The organism is Rodentibacter caecimuris, from assembly GCF_010587025.1.
Classification (GTDB): domain Bacteria; phylum Pseudomonadota; class Gammaproteobacteria; order Enterobacterales; family Pasteurellaceae; genus Rodentibacter; species Rodentibacter caecimuris.
The window spans coordinates 1,840,436-1,863,702 of sequence record NZ_CP040863.1 but is presented as its reverse complement, the minus strand read 5'-3'; the positions used below and the strand labels follow the sequence as shown (position 1 = coordinate 1,863,702).

Annotated in this window: 19 protein-coding genes and 1 pseudogene; 1 reads left to right on the top strand and 19 read right to left on the bottom strand. The window is 42.7% G+C overall.

Annotation, left to right across the window (positions count from 1 at the left end):
• Positions 1 to 3: 3 nt before the first annotated feature.
• The 19 genes and pseudogenes from FEE42_RS09160 to ltnD form a co-directional block, all read right to left on the bottom strand.
• Entirely contained in the window at positions 4 to 1,125 is a 1,122-nt protein-coding gene (locus tag FEE42_RS09160; protein ID WP_164028292.1) for a CdaR family transcriptional regulator, read from the bottom strand.
• 86 nt (positions 1,126 to 1,211) lie between these two features.
• A complete protein-coding gene (locus FEE42_RS09155) occupies positions 1,212 to 2,858 on the bottom strand; it encodes an RHS domain-containing protein (RefSeq protein WP_164028290.1) in 1,647 nt (548 codons plus the stop codon).
• On the bottom strand, positions 2,848 to 3,786 hold the full coding sequence (locus FEE42_RS09150; RefSeq protein ID WP_135969667.1) for a tetratricopeptide repeat protein: 939 nt from the start codon (positions 3,784 to 3,786) through the stop codon (positions 2,848 to 2,850). Before FEE42_RS09150 ends, FEE42_RS09155 begins: the two co-directional genes overlap by 11 nt.
• Entirely contained in the window at positions 3,787 to 4,671 is an 885-nt protein-coding gene (locus tag FEE42_RS09145) for an RHS repeat domain-containing protein (protein WP_135969666.1), read from the bottom strand.
• A gap of 85 nt (positions 4,672 to 4,756) precedes the next feature.
• Positions 4,757 to 5,374, bottom strand: a complete 618-nt coding sequence (locus FEE42_RS09140; RefSeq protein ID WP_059365319.1) for a hypothetical protein — start codon at positions 5,372 to 5,374, stop codon at positions 4,757 to 4,759.
• An 18-nt stretch (positions 5,375 to 5,392) separates the two neighbouring features.
• Positions 5,393 to 6,301 carry an RHS repeat domain-containing protein gene (locus tag FEE42_RS09135; RefSeq protein ID WP_237184416.1) on the bottom strand — a complete coding sequence of 303 codons (909 nt, stop codon included), beginning with the start codon at positions 6,299 to 6,301 and terminating at the stop codon, positions 5,393 to 5,395.
• A 295-nt stretch (positions 6,302 to 6,596) separates the two neighbouring features.
• A complete protein-coding gene (locus tag FEE42_RS09130) occupies positions 6,597 to 7,037 on the bottom strand; it encodes a hypothetical protein (RefSeq protein WP_164028288.1) in 441 nt (146 codons plus the stop codon).
• A complete protein-coding gene (locus FEE42_RS09125; RefSeq protein ID WP_164028286.1) occupies positions 7,037 to 8,122 on the bottom strand; it encodes an RHS repeat-associated core domain-containing protein in 1,086 nt (361 codons plus the stop codon). The genes FEE42_RS09130 and FEE42_RS09125 overlap by 1 nt, the downstream gene beginning before the upstream one ends.
• A 131-nt stretch (positions 8,123 to 8,253) precedes the next feature.
• Entirely contained in the window at positions 8,254 to 8,556 is a 303-nt protein-coding gene (locus FEE42_RS09120) for a hypothetical protein (protein ID WP_206023149.1), read from the bottom strand.
• A 10-nt stretch (positions 8,557 to 8,566) separates the two neighbouring features.
• On the bottom strand, positions 8,567 to 8,866 hold the full coding sequence (locus tag FEE42_RS09115; protein WP_164028284.1) for an HYD1 signature containing ADP-ribosyltransferase family protein: 300 nt from the start codon (positions 8,864 to 8,866) through the stop codon (positions 8,567 to 8,569).
• A 104-nt stretch (positions 8,867 to 8,970) separates the two neighbouring features.
• On the bottom strand, positions 8,971 to 12,594 hold the full coding sequence (locus tag FEE42_RS13045; RefSeq protein WP_418067224.1) for an RHS repeat-associated core domain-containing protein: 3,624 nt from the start codon (positions 12,592 to 12,594) through the stop codon (positions 8,971 to 8,973).
• Positions 12,595 to 14,565 (bottom strand): annotated as a pseudogene (locus FEE42_RS13040) (type VI secretion system Vgr family protein); the annotation flags it as partial.
• 144 nt (positions 14,566 to 14,709) lie between these two features.
• Complete coding sequence (locus FEE42_RS09105; RefSeq protein ID WP_164028281.1) at positions 14,710 to 16,023, bottom strand: alpha/beta hydrolase-fold protein; 1,314 nt, start codon at positions 16,021 to 16,023, stop codon at positions 14,710 to 14,712.
• Positions 16,024 to 16,208: 185 nt separating this feature from the next.
• Positions 16,209 to 17,675 carry a GntT/GntP/DsdX family permease gene (locus FEE42_RS09100; RefSeq protein ID WP_135969461.1) on the bottom strand — a complete coding sequence of 489 codons (1,467 nt, stop codon included), beginning with the start codon at positions 17,673 to 17,675 and terminating at the stop codon, positions 16,209 to 16,211.
• Positions 17,676 to 17,698: 23 nt separating this feature from the next.
• Positions 17,699 to 18,646, bottom strand: coding sequence for a D-erythronate dehydrogenase (denD, locus tag FEE42_RS09095; RefSeq protein WP_164028279.1), 948 nt, complete (start codon positions 18,644 to 18,646; stop codon positions 17,699 to 17,701).
• Positions 18,647 to 18,747: 101 nt separating this feature from the next.
• Positions 18,748 to 19,524, bottom strand: a complete 777-nt coding sequence (otnI, locus tag FEE42_RS09090; protein ID WP_059368480.1) for a 2-oxo-tetronate isomerase — start codon at positions 19,522 to 19,524, stop codon at positions 18,748 to 18,750.
• A 2-nt stretch (positions 19,525 to 19,526) separates the two neighbouring features.
• Positions 19,527 to 20,159 carry a 3-oxo-tetronate 4-phosphate decarboxylase gene (gene otnC, locus FEE42_RS09085; protein WP_164028277.1) on the bottom strand — a complete coding sequence of 211 codons (633 nt, stop codon included), beginning with the start codon at positions 20,157 to 20,159 and terminating at the stop codon, positions 19,527 to 19,529.
• Positions 20,156 to 21,400: a 3-oxo-tetronate kinase gene (gene otnK, locus FEE42_RS09080; RefSeq protein WP_164028276.1), complete on the bottom strand. Its 1,245-nt coding sequence runs from the start codon at positions 21,398 to 21,400 to the stop codon at positions 20,156 to 20,158. The genes otnC and otnK overlap by 4 nt, the downstream gene beginning before the upstream one ends.
• Positions 21,401 to 21,402: 2 nt before the next feature.
• On the bottom strand, positions 21,403 to 22,308 hold the full coding sequence (gene ltnD / locus FEE42_RS09075) for an L-threonate dehydrogenase (protein ID WP_164028274.1): 906 nt from the start codon (positions 22,306 to 22,308) through the stop codon (positions 21,403 to 21,405).
• Between the two features lie 179 nt (positions 22,309 to 22,487).
• On the opposite strand from ltnD, the gene FEE42_RS09070 reads away from it, so the two are divergent.
• Positions 22,488 to 23,246, top strand: a complete 759-nt coding sequence (locus FEE42_RS09070) for a DeoR/GlpR family DNA-binding transcription regulator (RefSeq protein WP_059368488.1) — start codon at positions 22,488 to 22,490, stop codon at positions 23,244 to 23,246.
• Positions 23,247 to 23,267 lie beyond the last annotated feature (21 nt).

The window sequence follows — 23,267 nt, the reverse complement described above, 5'->3', positions numbered from 1 at the left end:
CTTTTAATCATTATTACCATTTATAACCAATATCGTACTCAAATAAAGACTCAACATATCATCTATCTTATTGAAAGATAAGCCAGTTAATTGTTCAATTTTAGCAAGCCGATAACGCAGGGTATTGGGGTGAATAAATAGTTTTTCGGCTGTGAGATGAAGATCGCAATTTGCCAAAAAATATTGTTGCAACGTTTTATAAAGCGTGGCGTTTTCCCCTGCAAATAAAGGGACAACCGGCTTTAACAATTCCTGACCTTGCCAAGAAGAGGATAAACTGGTCAACAATACCGGTAAACGATATTCCTCAAAGCGATAAATATTTTTTCTCGGATGATGTTTCATACCGTAAGCCAATGTACTTTGGGCGCTTTGAAAAGAAAGGGGAAGTTGTTCGGATAAGGGCACATTCAAACTTGCACCGACTGCAATTTTATAATTATGTTTTGTGTAATCTGTCGGAAGTAACGCTTTTATTTGCTGAGAAAGTGCGGTTGAAATCGACAGTGTTTTTAACACGACAATTTGATCGAGCGATAAAATCGCCACATCCTGCGTAAATTCAGGTTGATCTAAATAATTGATCAAATGCTGTAAGGAATCAGGATTCGGGGATAACAATTTAATCAAAATCACCACTCGAGATTTGGTTAAATCAAAAGCAAAAAATTCAGCTTGTTGTTCAATTTCTTGCCAATTCAAATTACCATGCAACAACTGCAAAATAAATTCTTCTTTATAGCGATGACGCCATCTTTCTTGCTCCAATAATGCGTGCTGTTCCACAATCAATTCCGCTGTCATTTTTACCAATTCCGCATATTGTTTCACCTGCGTAGGATCACCGGAAATCCCAACCACCCCTATCGCTTTTCCTAAATAATGAATGGGGAGATTAATCCCCGGCCGGGCTTCAAAATTCCATTTTTGGGCTAAGAGTTGATCCACTTCCACTACCCTATTTTCCCGTAACGCCAATACCGCTCCGGTATGTCGTTGCGATAAACGTTCAGGATTACCTGAAGCAATAATCACGCCATTATCATTCATTACATTCACGGAATAATGAATAATTTGCATCGCACGTTTCACAATTTTTTGGGCAATAGTCGTATCAAGTTGCATATTGGTTTTTTATAGAAAAAGATAAATATACGGTATAACCAACTAAGTTATTCGTCAATGAACTTTGGTGTTAATACTCATACAAACTAAATCAGGCAGAGGAAGTTATAATGTAACCCCGTCTCTTGATCAAGGTATTGGTTCTGTAAGCGGAACGGTTGGTGCCCTTGGTTTTCTTGTGCTAAGCGGCGGTCATAGTGTAAGCCGCCCCAAGCATCATAGCGTCCGCGCCAAATCAGTTTGCCTTGGCTGTCCGTCATCTCCCTTGGTATGCCGATTTGGTCGCAGTGGAAGTAGTTTATCTCGTGCTCAATTCGGTTGCCCTGTTCATCCCTGCGGTCAATACATTGCGCCAGCGGCTCGTAGCTGTTCGGATGACGATAGATATAGGTAAAAGTGCGGTCGGTTTCTTGCGAGTTTTTACCTTTTTGAATTTCCTGCACTAGGTGGCTACCGTCCCAGACGAATGTGGTGTGGATTTCAGGCTCGCCTTGTTTGTTTAATTTCGCTTTGGCTATCCGTCTGCCAACAGCGTCATAATAATAGACCCAACTTTCTTTTCGGTAGCGGGTGGTAATCTCCGCACCTATCAGACGGTCGTGTAAGTCGTAGCGGTAACTGACGCGATTATCCTTGTCGTAGGTGGTTGCTAGGGTGTTACCTAAGCTGTCGTAAGTAAAACCGACGCCGCCATAGTGGCTGAGGCGGTTGTTTTTTATCACTTGGTTGTCACGCTCAATCAGATTATGTGCCGGGTCAAAACGAAATCGTTCATGATATTGGGATTTGCCATTTCCTTGGCTGTGCGCATGTTCAATACGTCCTAACGGGTCATATTGATAGGTGGTTTGGCTGCGCTCAAATTGCCCGCCGGTAAACAAGCAGGTGTCGCTTTGTTGTAAGTTTCCGCTTGGGTCATAACTAAAGGTTCGCGCTAGGGTGCGAATGGCGGTACTCTCCGTTAGTCCGGCTTGTTGTTTGGTTAATTGTCCCAATGGATTATATTGATATTCGCCGGTTATTCTCCCTTGTGTGCGGGTGATTTCCCGGTGGCGCTTATCGCGGGTAATTTCGCTGATAAGTTGGTGATTGAGCTTAATGCCCGATAAGTGCCCTGTGCCGTAGTAAAAATAATGGATGTCATCCCCGCTCGGTAAGCCGGTTTTGATGCGGTTGCCGTTGGCGTCATATTGATAACTTACCTTGGTCGCGGCGTTATCAAGTATTTGGTGTGTGCCGGTTTCTTCCACTAAACGCCCTAGCGCATCATAACGATAAGTCAGCCGGCTTTCGCCGTTGTCTATGTCCGTCAAGCGACCGTTGGCATCATAGCGGTAGTGGGTGGTGTGCTGTTGCTGGCCCTGTTTGATTTGTTGTTTAGTGAGCCTTCCCTGACGGTCGTAATGAAAGGCGGTTTCACGGACAGCGGTCTGATTTGGCTTTTTCGGCATTGTCAGTATGCTGGTTTCGCTAGTACCGTACTCCCTTTGGGTGGTCAGTCGCCCTTGTTCGTCGTATTCATATTGCGTGAGCTTATCATCAAAGCCTTTTTCCCAAATCACCCTGTCCGATTCGTCATACACAAAACGGTAGGCGGCCTGGTTTTCGTTAGTCAGTCCCACTAATCTGCCTGCTAGGTCGTAATGATATTGGAAACGGTGACCTTGGGCATTGGTTTTTATACAGAGTAAGCCGTCTGCCCTGTATTGGTAGGCGGTTTTTTCATCTTGCATTGGTATTAGAGAGAGTATTCAATTTTATTTTCTCCATTGCTTCTTTATCACCTTGTTTAGCTGCTTCAGAATACCAATATTGACTTTTTTGTAAATCTTTAACTTGATTATTTGTTTCATAAATTTCTCCTAGTATAAATTGAGATTCAAGGAATCCTTTTTGAGCTGAGGATTCAAATAATTTAATTGCCTTATTGATACTCTTTATTTTATTATCATTTAAATATAACCAGCCTAAAGAATATTCTATTTCTTTTTTGTCTTTTAATGGTAATACATTGCTATTTTCTGATTTTAATAATAGCTCAATTACCTTATTAACATTTTCATTATCTATTTTATAGAGAATTAGCCCTAAATAATACATTCCACTGCCACTACCCAAATTAGCAGCGACTTCATACCATTTTCTTGCTTCCTCTAATTGTTCTTGTTTTTCATAAAGTAGTCCTAAATTTATTTGAGAATCAATGAAACCATTCTCTGCAGCCTTTTTATACCAAAAAATAGCAGAATTTATATCTCCTTTATCTTCATAGAGTACCGCTAATAAATTTTTTGATTGATGATTTACCAATAAATCTCCATCAGCTGATTTCTTGAGCCAATATTCGGCTTTCTCATAATTTACAGGAATATCTTTCCCCACATAATATATATAGCCTAATTCAGCTTGAGCGATAACATTACCTTGACTAGCCATATTTTCTAGACTATTGATGTGATCAGATAAACTAAAATATAATTTATCCTTATATGGGAGAGAGTTATTTTCTATTTTATAAATTAACTTATCTCCTTCAATTCTAACATTTTCGATTTTTGTTATCTTGGAGTCAGATAAAATTTTATTCTTTTTATCCATGGAATACATAAATAAAGAGAGCACAATAAAAGCTAAACCAATATAAAATAAAATCTTATACATTTATTTAAACTCCTTACATTCAACACTAGTTCCCATTGGTACAAAGTGATATTTACTTTCTGAATAAAAAGACTCTTCAGAATAGCATCCTTCCACCCCCAAGAATTCTTTCGCAGGACAATATCTATCGTCCATTCTCTTTTGTAATATACATTCATATTTTGCCTTTTCACATACTCCTATACCTTTATTCTGTGGAAATATAGCGACTCCTGTTGTTGGAGATAAATTTGCAAAATCAATAAGTTTATCCTTAATTTCTCCCCCAATATATTCGACTACCTCAATTTGAGGTGAATCCGTTCTCGTTAATGGCACAGTTCCTCCTTTTATTTGAGTTGGTATAGGAGGTAAACGTCCAATATTTTGGTGTTGTTTATATATAACTTTCGCTCTATTTACTGCTCCCCCTGAATATGTATTATTAATATTTCTATTGTGGTTAGTTCTAATAGAGTTTCCACGTAACCCCAACGGATCAACCCATGCCTGCACATTAGGCGCAAACCGATAAAAATTCTCTCCTCCCTGTAACCCAATCGGGTCTTGTGTCATAAACCGCCCCGTCATCGGTTCATAATAACGTAGGAAGTTATAATGTAACCCCGTTTCTTCATCAGAGTATTGGTTTTGTAAGCGGAACGGTTGGTGGCCTTGATTTTGTTGGGCTAAGTGGCGGTCATAGTGTAAGCCGCCCCACGCATCATATCTCCCACGCCAAATCAGTTTGCCTTGGCTGTCCGTCATTTCCCTTGGCATGCCGATTTGGTCGCAGTGGAAGTAGTTTATCTCGTGGTCAATCCGATTGTCGTTTTCGTCTTTCCGTCCGATACATTGCGCCAGCGGCTCGTAGCTGTCTGGCTCACAGCAAATGCAAGTGAACATGTGATTGGTTTCAGAATATTTTTATGAACTAACAAGCATGAACATTACCAAAATGTTAGCAGTACACATCGAGAAATATACTCCATTATGGAATACTTTTAACTGATGCAAGTTTATTTTTCATATATTCAAAAGTATTTTTATCCACATATACTTGCGTCGAATAAAATAGATCTCCTTCGTTATAATCAATAAGATTATTGTTTATTTCACACAACTGATCTGACTCATTTTTAGTTGAAATAAGCCCATACTCATTAACAGTAAGCTTTTCTCCATTGATAAAATGGTATTCAGCATTTTTATTTGATAACAAAATCGGATAATACCCATCTGTTATAGCAGAACCAATATAACATCTTGGATTCCAACCCAGAAAAATAAGATTATCTACTACTTCTTTATATATTTCATCTTGATAAAAGTCATTATATAAAGGTACCCTTGAGTTAGAAGGGATTCCTGAAAATATAGAGAAATAATTATATTTTTTTAATTCGTTAAATAAATCCATACTTGTAGGATATAAATATGAGGAATTGTAAGAATCAGTATGATAATTACTAGATACATACTTTCTAATATGATTTATAAATATTTCATCATCCCATTCTAGCCACTTACATAGCTCTGGGATAACAAAAAATCTATCCTTTATGAATAAAATATCACTAAAAATTTCAAAATAATCAATTTTATACATCTTTATACCCTTATTATATTATGGATAAGAAGGAGGTCTTTCTCGTCCATTTAAATTAACTGTTAAGAAAATATTAGGTTGATACATATAATGATGCCCTGCAATTTTTTTACTTTCTTGCCATCGACAAGTACAGTCCTTGTGAGGCGGGTTTTGCTGAACCTCAAATAAAATATAATGCATTTCCCCTGTTCCATTTCGAGTCCCATGCATTCCATGTACTGACTTCTTAGGTCCTTGATACCCGATCGTCCCAACAGGATAAGGTTTACAAGGCGGACACTGCTTCTTATCACATTTAGAGGTATTTTCCGATTTGGTTTGAGCAGAAGATTGAGCCTTATCATGCTCTTCCTTCGCATCCATGATACCTGCCGCAATAAGAATGCCCGCCACAGCAGTTCCTACATAGGCTAATCCTTCTAAAATCCAAGGGACTGCCGGTGTAAGTGCCGGCGCAAATAATCCCAACGGATCGATTTGATTCTGCACCGTCCCCTCAAATCGATACAGGTTATTCCCTCCCGCAAGCCCAATCGGGTCTTGGGTGATAAACCGCCCTGTCATCGGTTCATAGTAGCGTAGGAAGTTATAATGTAACCCCGTCTCTTGGTCAAGGTATTGGTTCTGTAAGCGGAACGGTTGGTGCCCTTGGTTTTCTTGTGCTAAGCGGCGGTCATAGTGTAAGCCGCCCCAAGCATCATAGCGTCCGCACCAAATCAGTTTGCCTTGGCTGTCCGTCATCTCCCTTGGTATACCGATTTGGTCGCAGTGGAAGTAGTTTATCTCGTGCTCAATTCGGTTGCCCTGTTCATCCCTGCGGTCAATACATTGCGCCAGCGGCTCGTAGCTGTTCGGGTGGCGGTAGATATAGGTAAAAGTGCGGTCGTTTTCTTGCGAGTTTTTACCTTTTTGAATTTCTTGCACTAAGTGGCTGCCGTCCCAGACGAATGTGATGTGGATTTCAGGCTCACTCTGTTTGTTTAATTTCGCTTTGGCTATCCGTCAGCCAAGTGCGTCATAATAATAAACCCAACGTTCTTTTCGAGTAGGATCGATCACTCCAAAATACTGATGCTCTCATATTTTTTGCTACCTATATTCCAAAAACACTGGCAATTATTAGTAAATTGAACGCCCCTAATACAAGACTGACGAAGTAAGCGATAGTGATTATTTTGACATCTTTTTGCATTGTTATTTAAACAGCTATTCAACGTCTTTAATATTTATCTAAATAATCAATAAAACTATTAATTTCATCTATATTTCCATATACAAATGGTTTTTCTTTTTCATATTTTAGTAAATAACAAAGCCAATCCAACAAAGATTTTTTATCTTCTTCATCAATCATAACAAGATACTTTTCAAAGGTATCTTGATACGCTAACTTCAAAAACAACTCATCAATTCTATCATCTATTAACTCACAATAAGAACTTTGCCATTTTCTTTGTAGTATTGGAAATAAATAAGAAACAAACCCCAAGCTAATATCACTTGATGTCAACCTAAAAGCAGAAAAATCAATAATATCATTCTTTTTTAAACCATTCAGGTAATCGTATTCAGAAATATCCTCTGGTCTAGTCATAAAGACATATTCTCTTGGATAAATAACTATTTCTTGTGGGAAATCTTTATACTTTAAAAATTTCATTATTTCATATACCCTCTACATCTTTTTATTCTATTTTGAATATCATTCATCTGTTCCTTATGCCCTGCATCACCACCATCCCAACACCTATTTTCTCTTTCCATTCTGGCATCAAGTTCCATATTTGCTGCATTAATTCTAAGTTGCAATTCATCGTTTGACATAGAATCTAAACATTTCTTTAAACTAGATGAGTAGACTTTTGCTTTTTCTACTTTTTCAGTTAATTGTTTATACACATCATCAGGGCATTTAGGCTTATTACATTTAGATGTATTTTCAGCCTTAGTTTCAGAGCTTGTCTGCTCTCTATTTTTCATTGCTTCCTCTGCTACAACTCCGACGCCAAAAATACCTAACGTCACAAGTGCCGCTTTTCCTAACGCTATAAGCTCTGGTGCAAAAACAATAGCTTGTACGAATAACCCCAACGGATCGATTTGATTCTGCACCGTCCCCTCAAATCGATACAGGTTATTCCCTCCCGCAAGCCCAATCGGGTCTTGTGTGATAAACCGTCCCATCATCGGTTCATAATAGCGTAGGAAGTTATAATGTAATCCCGTTTCTTGGTCAATGTATTGATTCTGTAAACGGAACTGTTGGTGGCCTTGGTTTTGTTGGGCGAGATGGCGGTCATAGTGTAAGCCGCCCCAAGCATCATAGCGTCCGCGCCAAATCAGTTTGCCTTGGCTGTCCGTCATCTCCCTTGGCATGCCGATTTGGTCGCAGTGGAAGTAGTTTATCTCGTGTTCAATCCGGTTGTCCTGTTCATCCCTGCGGTCAATACATTGCGCCAGCGGCTCGTAGCTGTCCGGGTGTGTGTAGATATAGGTAAAAGTGCGGTCGGTTTCTTGCGAGTTTTTACCTTTTTGAATTTCTTGCACTAAGTGGCTACCGTCCCAGACAAACATGGTTTGGATTTCAGGCTCGCCTTGTTTGTTTAGTCTCGCTTTGGCTAGCCGTCTGCCAAGAGCATCATAATAATAGACCCTGCGTTCTTTTCGGTAGCGAGTGGTAATCTCGGCCCCCACCAGACTCGTGTAAGTCGTTGCGGTAACTGATACGATTTTCCTCGTCGTCATGGGTTTCTATAGTGTTACCCAAGGTGTCGTAAGCAAAACCGCCCCGGCATAGTGGCTGAGGCGGTTATTTTTTATCATTTATTTTATTATTCAAGTTTTTAAATACTTTCAGACATTATCCTTATTTATATCTACAAAGTATCTCTGAGCATAAATAAATCTTTTTCATTAATTTTATTTTCTTTAGATATAAAGTGATCCAAATCATATATACCTTCTATGAAATCCTCTCCTAATATCTTTTTTCTTTGGTCTATTGTTAATGCATTCCAAACGGTCTCATAATAAAGATTATGTATTGTAGGGTAATAATTTTCCGCAAAACTAGAGATTATTTTGAGGTCTCTTGTTCTGCATTCATCGTGAAATATTTCATTTAATTTATCCAATAATAAATATATTTTCAAAATATCTTTTTCTGTTAATTTTTTCATTTTAATATCCTTAAAAATTTTTATAATACGCTGGATTACGCTCTTGAAGGCTGATTGGTCCATCATGGGTATATTCTATAACTTTACTATTTCTTGAGTTTTTTCTAGGAATGAATTCTCCTGGGCAAGTATCAAAATCTACATACCGGCTCGCCCGTCCAGGTTTTAGTCCAAAAGCCTCTTCAAAATCGACTGAGCTCATTGGTTTTCCTTTAGCTGGAACTGCAAAAACTTTATTCTGATCACTTGGAATAATCATATTAGTTTCTTGAATCCCCGCTATGCCTCTGGAATTCGTAAAATGCCTCATTCTGATTTCTTTCTGTCCATTGCATTTTTTCCGCTTTTCTTCCTCGCATTTGCTACAAGTATCCGAAGTTAAAAGTGAGCTGACTGCGCCTACGGCAAAAAAACTTAATAATACTGAAGCACCCGCCCCGCAGCACAACCCAAAGGTCCTCCCAATGCTCCGGCAGCACATCCTGCAGCTATTTGTGCAACTGCCCCTGAAACATCAATCCATGCCTGTACATTAGGCGCAAATTGATAAAGATTCATCCCACCCTGTAACCCTATCGGGTCTTGTGTGGTAAACCGCCCCATTATCGGGTCGTAGTAGCGCAGGAAGTTATAATGCAACCCCGTTTCTTCATCAGAGTATTGGTTTTGTAAGCGGAACGGTTGGTGGCCTTGATTTTGTTGGGCTAAGTGGCGGTCATAGTGTAAGCCGCCCCAAGCATCATAGCGTCCTCGCCAAATCAGTTTGCCTTGGCTGTCCGTCATCTCCCTTGGTATACCGATTTGGTCGCAATGGAAGTAGTTTATCTCGTGGTCAATCCGATTGTCGTTTTCGTCTTTCCGTCCGATACATTGCGCCAGCGGTTCGTAGCTGTCCGGGTGTGTGTAGATATAGGTAAAAGTGCGGTCGTTTTCTTGCGCGTTTTTACCTTTTTGAATTTCCTGCACTAAGTGGCTACCGTCCCAGACGAACACGGTATGGATTTCCGGTTCGCCCTGTTTGTTTAATTTCGCTTTGGCTATCCGTCTGCCAACGGCATCATAATAATAAACCCAACGTTCTTTTCGATAGCGGGTGCTAATCTCGGCACCTATCAAACGGTCGTGTAAGTCGTAGCGGTAACTGACCCGATTGTCTTTGTCATAGGTGGTTGCTAGGGTGTTGCCTAAGCTATCGTAAGTAAAACCCACGCCGGCATAGTGGCTAATTCGGTTGTTTTTGATTATTTGGTTGTCGTGCTCAATCAGATTATGTGCCGGGTCAAAACGAAACCGTTCATCATGGGGTACACTGCCGTTTCCTTCGGTGTGTGCGTGTTCAATACGTCCTAACGGGTCATATTGATAGGTGGTTTGGCTGTGCTCAAATTGCCCGCCGGTAAACAAGCGGGTGTCGCTTTGTTGTAAGTTTCCGCTTGGGTCATAAGTAAAGGTTCGCGCTAGGGTGCGAATGGCGGTACTCTCCGTTAGTCCGGCTTGTTGTTTGGTTAATTGCCCTAACGGGTTATATTGATATTCGCCGGTTATTCTCCCTTGTGTGCGGGTGATTTCCCGGTGGCGCTTATCGCGGGTAATTTCGCTGATAAGTTGGTGATTGAGCTTAATGCCCGATAAGTGCCCTGTGCCGTAGTAAAAATAATGGATGTCATCCCCGCTCGGTAAGCCGGTTTTGATGCGGTTGCCATTGGCGTCATAGTGATACCCTATCTTGCTCGGGCGGTTGTCGAGTATTGGGTGGGTGCCGGTTTCTTCCACTAAACGCCCTAGCGCATCATAACGATAAGTCAGCCGGCTTTCGCCGTTGTCTATGTCCGTCAAGCGACCGTTAGCATCATAGCGGTAGTGGGTGGTGTGCTGTTGCTGGCCCTGTTTGATTTGTTGTTTAGTGAGCCTTCCCTGACGGTCGTAATGAAAGGCGGTTTCACGGACAGCGGTCTGATTTGGCTTTTTCGGCATTGTCAGTATGCTGGTTTCGCTAGTACCGTACTCCCTTTGGGTGGTCAGTCGCCCTTGTTCGTCGTATTCATATTGCGTGAGCTTATCATCAAAGCCTTTTTCCCAAATCACCCTGTCCGATTCGTCATACACAAAACGGTAGGCGGCCTGGTTTTCGTTAGTCAGTCCCACTAATCTGCCTGCTAGGTCGTAATGATATTGGAAACGGTGACCTTGGGCATTGGTTTTTATACTGAGTAAGCCGTCTGCCCGGTATTGGTAGGCGGTTTTATTGCCTTGTGGGTCGATGACCGCAGCCATGCGCCCTGCATTATCGTAGCGATAGGTGGTGCGGCTTTGGTTCGGTAATATCATCGCAATCAGTTGTTGACGGTCGTTGTAATCATAGCTTGTGGTGTGACCGAGTGTATCGGCTTGTGCGCTGAGCTGCCCCCATTCGTTATAGCTAAATCGGGTTGGATTGCCCGAACAGTCGGTGAGCCGGGCTAATTGAGCGTTATCATCGTAGGTAAAGCACGTGTTGTTGCCCAGCGGGTCGGTTATTTGACTTAACTGTCCCTTGTCGGTGTAGACATAGGCGGTGGTCTGTTTTAACGCATCAAGGCGTTCAACCAGATTGCCGCGTTCGTCATAACGGTAACGCGTCATACTGCCAAGTGCGTCGGTTTGTCCGGTGAGCCGTCCGTTGTTGTCATACATAAAATACAACATCACATTATCCGGACGGGTAAGTTTGGTCATTTGTCCTTGCGGGTTGTATTCAAAATAGCGGGTTTGTCCGGAAGGGTCGGTTTGACTTAACACCCGGCCTAATTTGTCTCTCTCTTGCAGGGTTGCCTGTCCGTTTGCCGCGACGAATTTGATAAGTTCTCGATGTTCGTCAAAATGATATTCCTCCGTTCGCCCCAACACGTCGGTCACTTGCGTATAGCTTGGGAAATAGGCAAATTCCCAACGCTCGCCGAGGTTGGTGCTATTACGTATTACCTTACCGCTTGGGCGATAGTGGTCATATTCATAGGTGGAAACTAAGCCTGCGGCATCTTCATGGGCAATCATCAGGTGATTGCGATAGGCGAATTTGCGTACTGCATAGCCTAAGCCGTCTTTTACTTCAATTAAATCCCCTTCGGCGTTGTAGCGGTAAGCGACTAATTTTTTGCCAAGCTGGGTATCACTTGATACCTCTGATACCTCAGAAAGTGCGGTGTGTTTTTGTAAAGTTTCCTGTAATTGGGTGAGATTGACTGCTGAAAAGGGTTGGGGTAATAAGTAAATATCAGTCAGCCGCCACAGTGGTGAGCACTCGGCCGTTTCAGGGGTGATAGTCGCACTTGCCATTGCCGCTATCGGAGAGGCTGTCGCCGTTGTCGCGTCCATGTGCTTAAACTGTAACGCAAAGACCCGTCCGTTGCCGTCTGTTACCGCATAAGGCAGAGGCGGTTGTCCGTATAATCCTTGTCCGTACAAGAACTGCTGGCGGTTGCCGTGGTTGTCTTGAATTGTCTGTAAGGTGAAATAGCGGATGGACGTTTGTCCGTCTTGCCTCTGTCGGGCGGTTTGCGGGGGCGAGCAGCGAAATGTCATGCGCACCGATTTTGTCGTATTGGCAATTTCAATCGTCTCCGTCCCGATATAGTGCACCCAAATCTGTTCGGCTTGAATAAATATCGGTGTGCCGTCAATCTCGCGCGGTAACGGAATTTCCCGTCCCTGTTCGTCAAGGTAGTAAAAGGATTCAAGTGCGGTCGATTTCGGCGGCGTTTCTTGTCCGTCGTTCAATGGAGTGTCCAACGGGTTATCTAACGCGACCGACTGTAACCGCCCTTCTATCCATTGGCTGCCGTTCACCCGCCAACCTTGCCCTAACCAGTTACCCATCTCGCCTGCCGGAATATCCGAGTAATATGACCGACGCCATGTGAGCGGTAACAGCCCAGGTAAGGCAAAATCCACTTCATTGGTCAGCAGTTTAATCCCCAAAATCGGGTTGACCGGTCGCCCGACTGCCGCCGCTTGCTTACAGGCGATACATTCTCCCTCCACCGAGCGGCCGCCCGCCATCGCCTCGCCTTTCACCGTCAGCTGGCCTTCAATGGTGACAATGCCTTTTAAGGTAATGCCCTTTTCATTCAGATGAATCTGACCGCCTTTGCTGTCCAAGCGAATTTCATCTTTACCGGTGACGTGCATATTTTGGCTTATCATCGTTAGTAATTGGGCGGTGCTGAAATGGGTATTATTGCCCACATCAATGCGGTAATCCTTGCCCACCGTTAAATCGCAGTCCTGACCGACCATTTCTTTTTGGCTGAGCAACACATTCAGACTGCGCATCATCCCCACATTATGTAACTCGTTCATGGCGATGTTGGTCATTCGGTTAAAGCCTACCGTAAGCAGTTCATTTTGCTTGATGGTTTGCGAGCGGTTTTTTCCGACGGTGATTTTTTCATGGCGTCCGACTTTTTCGCTGCGATTGCGCCCGACTTTGGTGGTTTCGTCATGATTCACCACATTGTTTTGGTTTTTTTGCGCATGAATAAAGATTTCTTCTTGCTCTTTTTCATCATCGAAACGTAATTCGTTAAACCCCTCCCCTTTGTGGGTTTTGGATTTAATCGTCATGCGGGTTTTATGGGTCGGTAGCGGATAAGGCGGCTCGGTGGTGCCGTGATAGGTGCGCCCGGTAATAATCGGTTGGTCCGGGTCCCCTTCCAAGAAACCGACCAATACCTCATGCCCGATACGCGGAATCGCTATACTGCCAAACTGCGCCCCCGCCCAGCCTTGGCTCACCCGTATCCAACAAGAGCTGTGTTCGTCATTATTGCCCTGTCTGTCCCACGGGAACTGGACTTTCACCCGCCCCCATTCGTCACAGTAAATCTCTTCCTCTGCCGGCCCCACCACATGCGCCACCTGAAGTCCGTCCACGCGCGGTTTGGGTTGGGGAGTAGGACGCCATTGTCGTCCCTGCGGTATTAGTTTGATGTCGTTTTCATAACGATTACCTTGCTCGCCGCTCTCTTCTTCCAATACGCCACTCTGCCAACCGCGATGGGTGACTCCCACAACCAGCCAATCTCGATTGTAGTGGGCCCGACGATGGCCCGTCAAAGTGAAACAATAGCCCGGTATTACCCGTAAATCGTCACTTTTGGCGGTGGCAAGCTCAGCCTCACGTTGAAGGTATTCCAAGCGGTATCGGGTGAACGGCTTGCCCTGTGCATCCCGCTTATAACGCCCCGGATAATCGTAACTCTCATATTGTGCGTCACGGTGTTCGCCAAAAATGTTTGGGGTGTTGCGAACGGCTTGGTGCTCTTGGTGATAGCGCGGGTGGGTAAAGGTATAATCCCGTAGGGTTTGCTGTGTCCCCGCTAACTTTTCTTCATAAGCCCAATGCCACACTGCCGCCTCAGGCCGCTCGCCTGCCGGCATAGCGTTATACAATAGCTGCCCTTTGGATTCGGCAAGTCCGCTACTGTTGGAGAAATGTAAAATATGATGGTCGGCGGTATGTTCAAAATAATAGTACGTGCCTTCTTCTGCCGCTAAGCGTTCAATAAAGGCTAAATCGGTTTCCCGGTATTGCACACAATACTCCCGCGTCCAGTAGGCATCGGAAAAATGAAACTGATGTTGGGTTACCTGATTTTTACGCAACAGGGTTTCGATAATCTGTTGGCTGTCTTGCTGTTGGAAAATACGCAAATCCGCTTGTAGATTGGCACGGGATAAGGCGGGTTCAATCACCATCTGATAACGGGTGCGGGAAAAACCGCTTTCTTGTTGTTTGAAACCGGTGACGATACCGTTAAGATAACGAATCGGTGTGTCATCTTGCCAAAAGGTTAAGGTGGCGGGGTGGTTTAAAATCTCGGCGAAAGCAGGGGCGTTATCAAAACCAGCTAACGCCAGCTCGGCACGAAATAGTGAGGATAAATGTTCGGTCAGGACAAAACTGACTACATCAAATTGGCTGTTGCCGTTGACCGTAAGGCTATAACGATAATCGGATTGAACTGCCATAAGCATTCCTATCTGGATAGTGAGTTACAACATTGGGTGATACAAATATCTTTGATTTTTAACGACTTGCTAAAAATATAGCAATTTGGGGAAATTGACAACTGTTTTGAGGTTGAGGGGTGATAAATTTACATCATTCCCCTATTAATTTTCATTTTTGCCCATTACACGACGTTGTTGTAATAACCATCGCATTACTTCAGGGCTATTAAAAACAACCTCCCAAGTATTGTGCGGATTATGATTAATGATGCCATTATCACCTGCTTTTTCCGTGCTGAACTCGGTGTATCTCACATAGGGCGCATGAAGTTGATGATGTAAGATTTCATAATTAATACGAGATCCTTTGACCGGAGAGATTCGGTCTTCCTTACTGTGGAAAAACCACATAGGCACATTTTTAATTGAAGCTAAATTTTCTTTATTGGCATTTCCATCAATCCATTCCGTTGTATAGGCTTCTCTTCCACTTGCCAATAATGCGCCGGCAAAAAAGTGCGGTCGTTTTAGTAAAAGATTTAGCACGCCTTCCGCGCCACGCGATAATCCCACTAAATAAATCCGATCTTTATCAATCGCAGGATTGTGCTGTACCACATCATCGATCATCTTCAATACTAAATTTGCTCGATTCTGAGTTTGCCAGTGAATACCGCCTTGTTGCCCTTTAGCTTTATCGTCAAAAGGATCAAAAACCGTACTGTATTGAGGGGCGAGTACAAATCCTTCTTCATATTGTAGTGTCGAAATGGCGCCTTTATTTGAAACAAGATGAGCTAAATTATCCGTACCGACTTGACCGGAACCGTGTAAGAAAATGGTGAGAGGATATTTTTTATTTCCCCTTAAATCAGGACGATAAAAGCGATATTTCAAGGAATTATTTTCATTAAACATCACCACTTGTTCGGAAAAATCATCAATAAATAAAGTTTTAATATGATCTTTTTCAGTATTCAAAGAGACTGAATTTCGTTCAAGGGTTTTCCCATTGGAGAGTTTTATATAGCCGGTTTGGTCAATTTGATAAACTAACTTTTCGCCGTAATATTGGGGAACCTTTATTCCCTGCACTTTCTCAATTTCAACAATGTTGCCTGTCTGATCTTTTGCCTGAAATTTCATCGGTTGTTGATTATCCGGTTGCAACGAATATAAAGCCGCATTAGCCTCTCTATCATCTAATTCAAGAATCACAAATTTACCTGATTTGGCTTGCACCGTTTTTTTCGGCAAATCATTGACGTAGGCACGAATAATGGAACGAGGGTGCTTTTCTTTTTCTGCTAGTTGGGTAAAAACTTGGTACGAATATCTCAAATCACTACTTGCCAGAACATTATCTTCATATTCCAACACAATCCCCGTCACCCTTTGACCTAATGAGGTAATTTCAGCCTGTATCGGTTTTCCTGATTTGGGGCTATCTTCTTGAGCCCAAACAGGAGAGAGCATAAAAATAAAGCGATACCAATGCGTATTCTTTTGAACATATCAATCTCTCCTTCATACATAAAGCAAACTACTGTCCCCATCATAATGACGGCATAGTTTGTTTAGGCCAATTTTTACTTGTAACGATGAACTTTTTCATATTGAGTGAGAGGAACGACATCATCTCTCACTCAATACGTTATCCGTTATAGCTGCTTACTCTGAATCCGAACGTAGCCCATGATTAACGCTAAGATTCCTAATGGGAAAATTAAATCCGTTATCGAACCGTCATTCCCCCAAATCAAATTCGCAAGAATCACCAGGCTTCCCCCGATTGCCCACGCAATTGTAGTAGGGACAGACCAAACGATCATTTGTTTCTTCACATCGTTGATCCCCATCATTCGGTTAACCACCCAGAATAAACTATCGTTAAAGTAGCCGAAGAAAAGCGATCCCATGGTTGCAGCTTGAGCCGCAAGCAACATATTCACGCCCGGAATTTGCGCTAAAATCGGAGCGGAAATTGATGCTGCGGTGATCATCGCTACCGTACCCGACCCCTGAATAAAACGGACAAGCGTAGATACAATAAAAGGAATTAAAATAGGCGAGATTGGGAGACTCGCAATTTGTTCCGCTAATTGTTTGCCTGCGCCGCTATCGCGCAATACCGCACCTAATGCGCCACCGGCACCGGTCACCAATAAAATAATGCCAGCCGTTTTTACCCCTTCTTCAAGGTGAAGTGCGGTCGTATTTTTATCGACTTTAGGCAGTAAGGTGTAAACGGAAATTAAGACACTTAACGCTAAGGCAATCATCGGGTGTCCAATAAAAGCAAAGAAATGGTAGATTTGCAGCTCTGCAATTGCCGGACTACCCTTAATCACTAAATCAAGAATCGCTTTAATAAAAATGAGTAGAATGGGTAGCACGATTGGGAGTAACGATAGCCCTAAGCTTGGCAGATTTTTCTTCTCGTGTTTCTCAATATAATCATCATATTTTTGTTTTAATTCTTCCGTAGAAAAGGATTCTTGATTGAAAGTCGGATATTTTTTATCTAACCATTTCGCATATAAAACCATACCAATCACCGGCAATACGGCAAATGACATACCAACAAGCAACATTGCGCCGATATCCACCCCGAACAAACCTGCAACGCCTAACGGCCCCGGTGTTGGCGGCACAGTATGGTGAGTCACCACTAAACCACCGGCAAGGGCAACACCCAGTGTCAGTAACGAGCGTTTTCCGTTTTTCGCCAACGCTTTAGCAACGGGATATAAAATAACAAAAGCCGAATCCACAAAAATAGGAATACTCACAATATAACCGGTAATCGCCAGTGCCCATTCTTCTTTCTTTTTACCCAGAAATTTAATGAAGCTAAATGCCATTTTTTCAGCCGCACCCGACACTTCCAACACACTTCCCATCATGACACCGAGACCGATCACAATCCCAATTCCCCCTAACGTTCCGCCAAAACCTTTGGTGATCGCAGCGAGGGTATCATTAACGCTCATTCCACCGATTAAACCAGCAATAGACGAGGCAATCAACATCGCAATAAAAGCATGAACACGTGTTCTTAACACTAAAACAACAAGAACGAATACAGCAATAATTAAGCCAATAATTGGCGTAGGTAGTCCAAGCATAGCTACTCCTTATTATTAATAGGTCACATATCAAATCGGATAAATTGATGAATCACGTCTTTAAAATTCTGATCAACCGAAAATCCCAGTTCTAAAGCTTGTGAACAATTAATTTCAGCCGGCCAACTTGCCACGATATTGTTAATATTTTGATCAAACTCAAATTTGATATTTTCTAAAATCCCCTCGCCTTTTATGCCCGCTAAATCGGCAAGCATTTGTTTAACACTTACCGTGAAACCCGGAAGATTAATGACATGCCAACTACGTAATGGTAATGACGGTAACGTTAATGTATGAATCAAGTTCTCAACAATTGTATTCGGGCTGGATAACCAAAGTCGCAAATCTTCCGATACCGGACAAACCGCCTGCTCGCCGTGCAGTGGTTCTCGAATAATGCTACTCACAAAAGAAGACGCCGCTTTATTCGGTTTTCCCGGGCGAATACAAATGGTTGGTAAGCGAACACACAACCCATCAACAAAACCTTTTCTTGTATAGTCATTAATGAGTAATTCACTCATTGCTTTTTGTGTACCATAGGTAGATTGAGGGGTAACGGCAGTATGGTTTTCAATGACGGCGGGCAATTCACCGCCGAATACGGCAAGCGAACTGGAAAAAACAAAACGTACTTTAGGGTTATGTTGGCGACAAATTTCAAGCAAATTTTTGGTTGCCAAGAAATTAATTTCATAACCGAGATCAGGATCTTGTTCCGCATGACTACTTACAATCGCCGCAAGATGAAAAACGGCATCCGTTTCAGCCGTAATAATTTCCGCTAACCCGTTAGGACTGCGAAGATCCATTTCAACGCATTTTACGCGCGGATCATTATTCGGGGCGACAGGTTGCACCACATCGATTAGAGTAAGTTCATCAACATTAATCTTTGTTTGATTGAGTAATGTTTTTGCCAAGCGTTGCCCGAGGAATCCCTGTCCGCCGGTAATTACAATTTTCATAAAAATGCTCCTTGAACCTTTAAAAAGGTAAATTTAAGGTATAAAAAAGCGGCTATTTTCATATTGAAAAAACATGACAAAAAACAACCGCACTTTATGACTTATTTATACTTCTCAAACCATCCCAAACCGCTTGATGTTTCTCCCCGCGGTTTGTATTCGCAACCGACAAAACCTTGATAGCCGATTTCATCCAGTTTATTGAAAATATAGTCGTAGTTAATTTCACCTTCGTCCGGTTCATGACGATCCGGTACGGAAGCCATCTGCACATGGGCAAATTTGCCGTTTAATTTATCCGTTAAACGGGATAAGTTACCGTCCACATTTTGTGCGTGGTAATAATCCAATTGAACGAAAACATTGTCGCGTTCAACCCGTTCCACGATTGCCAAGGTATCGTATTGGCTTTTCAATAAATAATTGGGTTTAACTGCCGGACTTAGGGCTTCAAGCAAAATATTCACCCCATGCGGTTTAAATTTTTCCGACGCATAGCGAAGATTGCTAATAAAAGTTTGCTGATATTCCGCTTTATCCGCCCCTTCAGGCACCACTGCCGCCATAATATGCACGTTAGGGCAACCCAAACCGAGTGCATAATCAAGTGCCATATCAATATGGGCGTGGCTTTCCGCCTCACGCCCCGGAATTGCCGAAACACCCCACTCCCCTTTGGATACCTCACCGGCGGGCGTGTTAAATAGCACCACTTGTAAACCGTGTTTATCCAATTCTTGCTTAATGGTTTTAATCTCGTAATCATAAGGCCAGAGAAATTCAACATATTTGAAGCCGGCTTTGGCTGCGGCGGCAAAACGTTCCATAAAAGGAACTTCGTTGAACATCATGGTTAAATTCGCAGCAAATTTAGGCATCGCTATTTCCCCCTATTTTTTAATTCGTTCACTTCGTCATCTGTGAGATAACGAATCGGTTTTCCTTGTAAAAGGAAAAAGAGTTTTGCGGTTTCTTCCAGTTCTTCTGCGTTATCTGCGGCATCTAATAAATCGTTTCCCGTTACTACTACCCCATGATTCGCCAGTAAAAAGGCTTTGCCGGATAATGCCCGCGCCTCTAATTCTTCAGCAATACGAGGGGAGCCGGGACGATAATAAGGAACCACCTGTAAGCCGCCGACCCGCATGACGTAATAAGGCGTAAAGGCTTTCATTGCATTTTGCGGATCAAGATTTTCCAAACAGGAAAGGGCGGTCAAATAGGTAGAATGAAGATGCACAATTGCCCGACATTCAGGATTTTTACGATACATCGCTAAATGGAAGACGGATTCTTTTGAGGGTTTATCGCCTTCAAGCACATTGCCGTCCATATCCAACACGGAAAGTCGTTCCGCTTTCAAACGCCCTAAAGAAGAACCCGTTGGTGTCACTAAAATGCGATTTTCCGCTAGCCGCACGGAGAGATTTCCCGCCCCGCCAACGGTATACCCCCGCTCATAGAAAGAACGGCCAAGTTGCACCATGAGTGTTTTTAATTCCGAATCAGTCATAACATCATTTCCTGTGCATCAATAAAAAAAGTTTCTTTGCCGAAGTTGCCGGATTTCAAAGCAAGTGCGGTCGATTCTCCCAGTGCTTTTAACCAAGGCACGCCCGGTGCGATTTGTTTACCGATTTGAAACCCGCTAAATCCAAGTTTTTGTACCACAATGCTGGACGTTTCACCGCCTGCGGTAATAATGTTCTCTACATTGGCTTTTTCTTTTAATCGTTGCGCCAATTTCGCAAAAGTTTGTTCAATGGCTTGGCTTGCCTGCTCCGCACCAAATTGCGCCTGAATCTGTTTTAGTTCATCAGGCGGTACGGTGGCATAAACCATTGGCGCAAGCGGTTCATCAATATGCGGCAGAATTTGTTCAAATAAGCGGTCGGCATAATTGGCGTCCGCTATCGCTTTTTCCACATCTAAGTAAAGTGCGGTGGCTTTTTCCTTATAAAGCTTCACTTGCTTATTGCTCATTTCGGAACAAGAGCCGGAAAGAATCACGCTTCGTGCTTTTCTCGGTACAAATGCATCCTCTGCTTTTTTTCCGCCGCTTAATCTCGCCGCCATATAAGCCCCGAGTCCGGAACCGCCGGTCACTAATTTCAAATCACTCACGGCTTCCGCAAGAACAGCAAGCTGGCTATTATCTGCCGCATCCACCACGGCATAACGGAATCCCGCTTGTTTTAATTGGGTAAAACAAGATTTCACATGATCTGCGCCTTGAATCACCTCCGCATAGCTCACCAAGCCCGTTTTTCCTTTGGCTTGCGCATCCATTAAACGCATAAGATTGGCATCTTTCATCGGGGTAATCGGGTGATGACGCATTCCGGATTCATTCAGCAACAGGTTGCCGACAAATAAATAACCGTTAAAAATCGTTCTTCCATTAATCGGTAGAGCCGGCGTAATTACTGTAAAATCATCATTAAGCGCCTCTAATAGGGCATCCGTTACCGGCCCGATATTGCCTTTTTCGGTACTGTCAAAGGTCGAGCAATATTTAAAATAGAACTGAGAACAACCGCTCTTTTGTAACCAATCAAGCGCTTGTAAGGATTGTTCGATGGCTTCCTCCACCGGATTTGAACGAGACTTTAAGCTAATGACAATGGCATCCACTTTTTCCGTTAATGTCGTATTTGGCACACCATTCATTTGCACTGTATTCAAACCGTTTTCTACAAGAAAACTGGCAATATCGCTCGCACCGGTAAAATCATCCGCAATAACACCTAACATCGTTATGCTCCTTTTTTCGGCAACTCAATGCCGCTGAAAATTTTAATCACCGCACTGTCATCTTCTTTTCCATAGCCGGCGTTACTGGCTTCTGTGAACATTGAATAGGTGGTACTGGCAAGGTGAAGTGGGAAACGTAAAGATTTTGCCGTATCGTTTACTAACCCTAAATCTTTCACAAAAATATCCACCATAGAGAGCGGAGAATAATCCCCTTCTACGACGTGTTTCATTCGGTTTTCAAACATCCATGAATTACCTGCCGCATTGGTCACCACGTCATACATTAAATCAAGAGGAATGCCTGCCTTGGCGGCTAATGCCATCGCCTCTGCTCCTGCGGCAATGTGTACACCTGCGAGTAATTGATGAATAATTTTCACCGTGGCACCTAAGCCGATTTCTTCGCCAATGTTGTACACCTTACCTGCCACCGCATTGAGTACGGGCTGTAATTTATCAAACGCTTGTTTTGAACCGGATGCCATGACTGTCATTTCTCCTGCGGCAGCTTTTGCCGCCCCACCGGAAACTGGCGCATCTAACATGAGCAAGCCTAAACTTGTTAATTTTTGTGAAATTTCTTTCGCATCCTGTGCGGATATAGTTGAAGAAACCATCACCGCGCAACCTTTATTCAGTTTTTCCGCTAAACCATTTTCACCAAATAACACCGCCTTGACCTGTATGGCATTGACTACAAGCAATACAACGGCGTCTAATTTATCGGCAAAATCGACCGCACTTTGGCTGACCCCATAAGCACCGTCTTCCTTTAATTTTTCAAGTGCTGTTGTGTTAAGATCGACGCCATAGGTTGTCAATCCTGCTTTCATACAAGATTGTGCGGCGCCCATTCCCATTGCGCCTAGGCCAATTACGGCAACTGAATAAGGTTTGTTTGTCATTACGTTTCCTCCACGAATTATTCGTTGATTTAATGAAAGGCATTCTGACAGGTTTCAAAATAAAAAAACGTGAACAAGATCACAAATATTAACATTTGTGTTATTTTTTGTTAAAAAAAGAAAGAAAACAAATAAAGAGGAAAAAACGATATAATGAAGAAAATTTTGGAGAGGATGTTATGATTCCTGCAGAACGTCAAAAATTGTTGCTCAATTTAATCAATCAAAAAGATGTGGTCAGCATTACACAACTGGCTGAATCGCTGAATGTTTCTCATATGACTATTCGCCGCGATATTCAAAAATTAGAAGAAATGGGAAAAGTGGTATCCATATCGGGCGGTGTAAAAATGCAAGAGCATTTGTCTTTTGAACCGACTTACCAAGATAAATCACTTCTTTTTCATACTCAAAAAGAGCAAATCGGCAAATTTGCCGCACAACACATTCCAACGAATACCACGATCTATCTTGATGCCGGTACGACAACATTGGAAATCGCTTACCGCTTAATTGAACGTGATGATCTCTTAGTGGTTACAAATGATTTTTCCATTGCTCATTTTCTTATGACAAACGGGCAATGTGAGTTGATTCACATTGGCGGAACCGTGAATAAATTGAATCATTCTTCCGTTGGGGAACTCGCCGGTCAATTCCTTCGGCAACTTTCTATCGATATTGCATTTGTTTCCACTTCATCATGGACATTGAAAGGATTAACCACGCCCGATGAAAATAAATTGCCGGTAAAAAAAGCCTTGCTTGATGCTGCGAATCAAAGAATCTTAGTCTCGGACTCCTCAAAATATGGCAAAGTGGCAACATTCCATATTTGTCCTTTAACCCGCTTTGATCGCATTATTTGTGATAAAAATCTCGTTGAGCCCGTACAACATGCCATTAAAGAGCTCACTGTCGAATTAATCACCGTCTAGCACGAGCAACATAAAAACGGC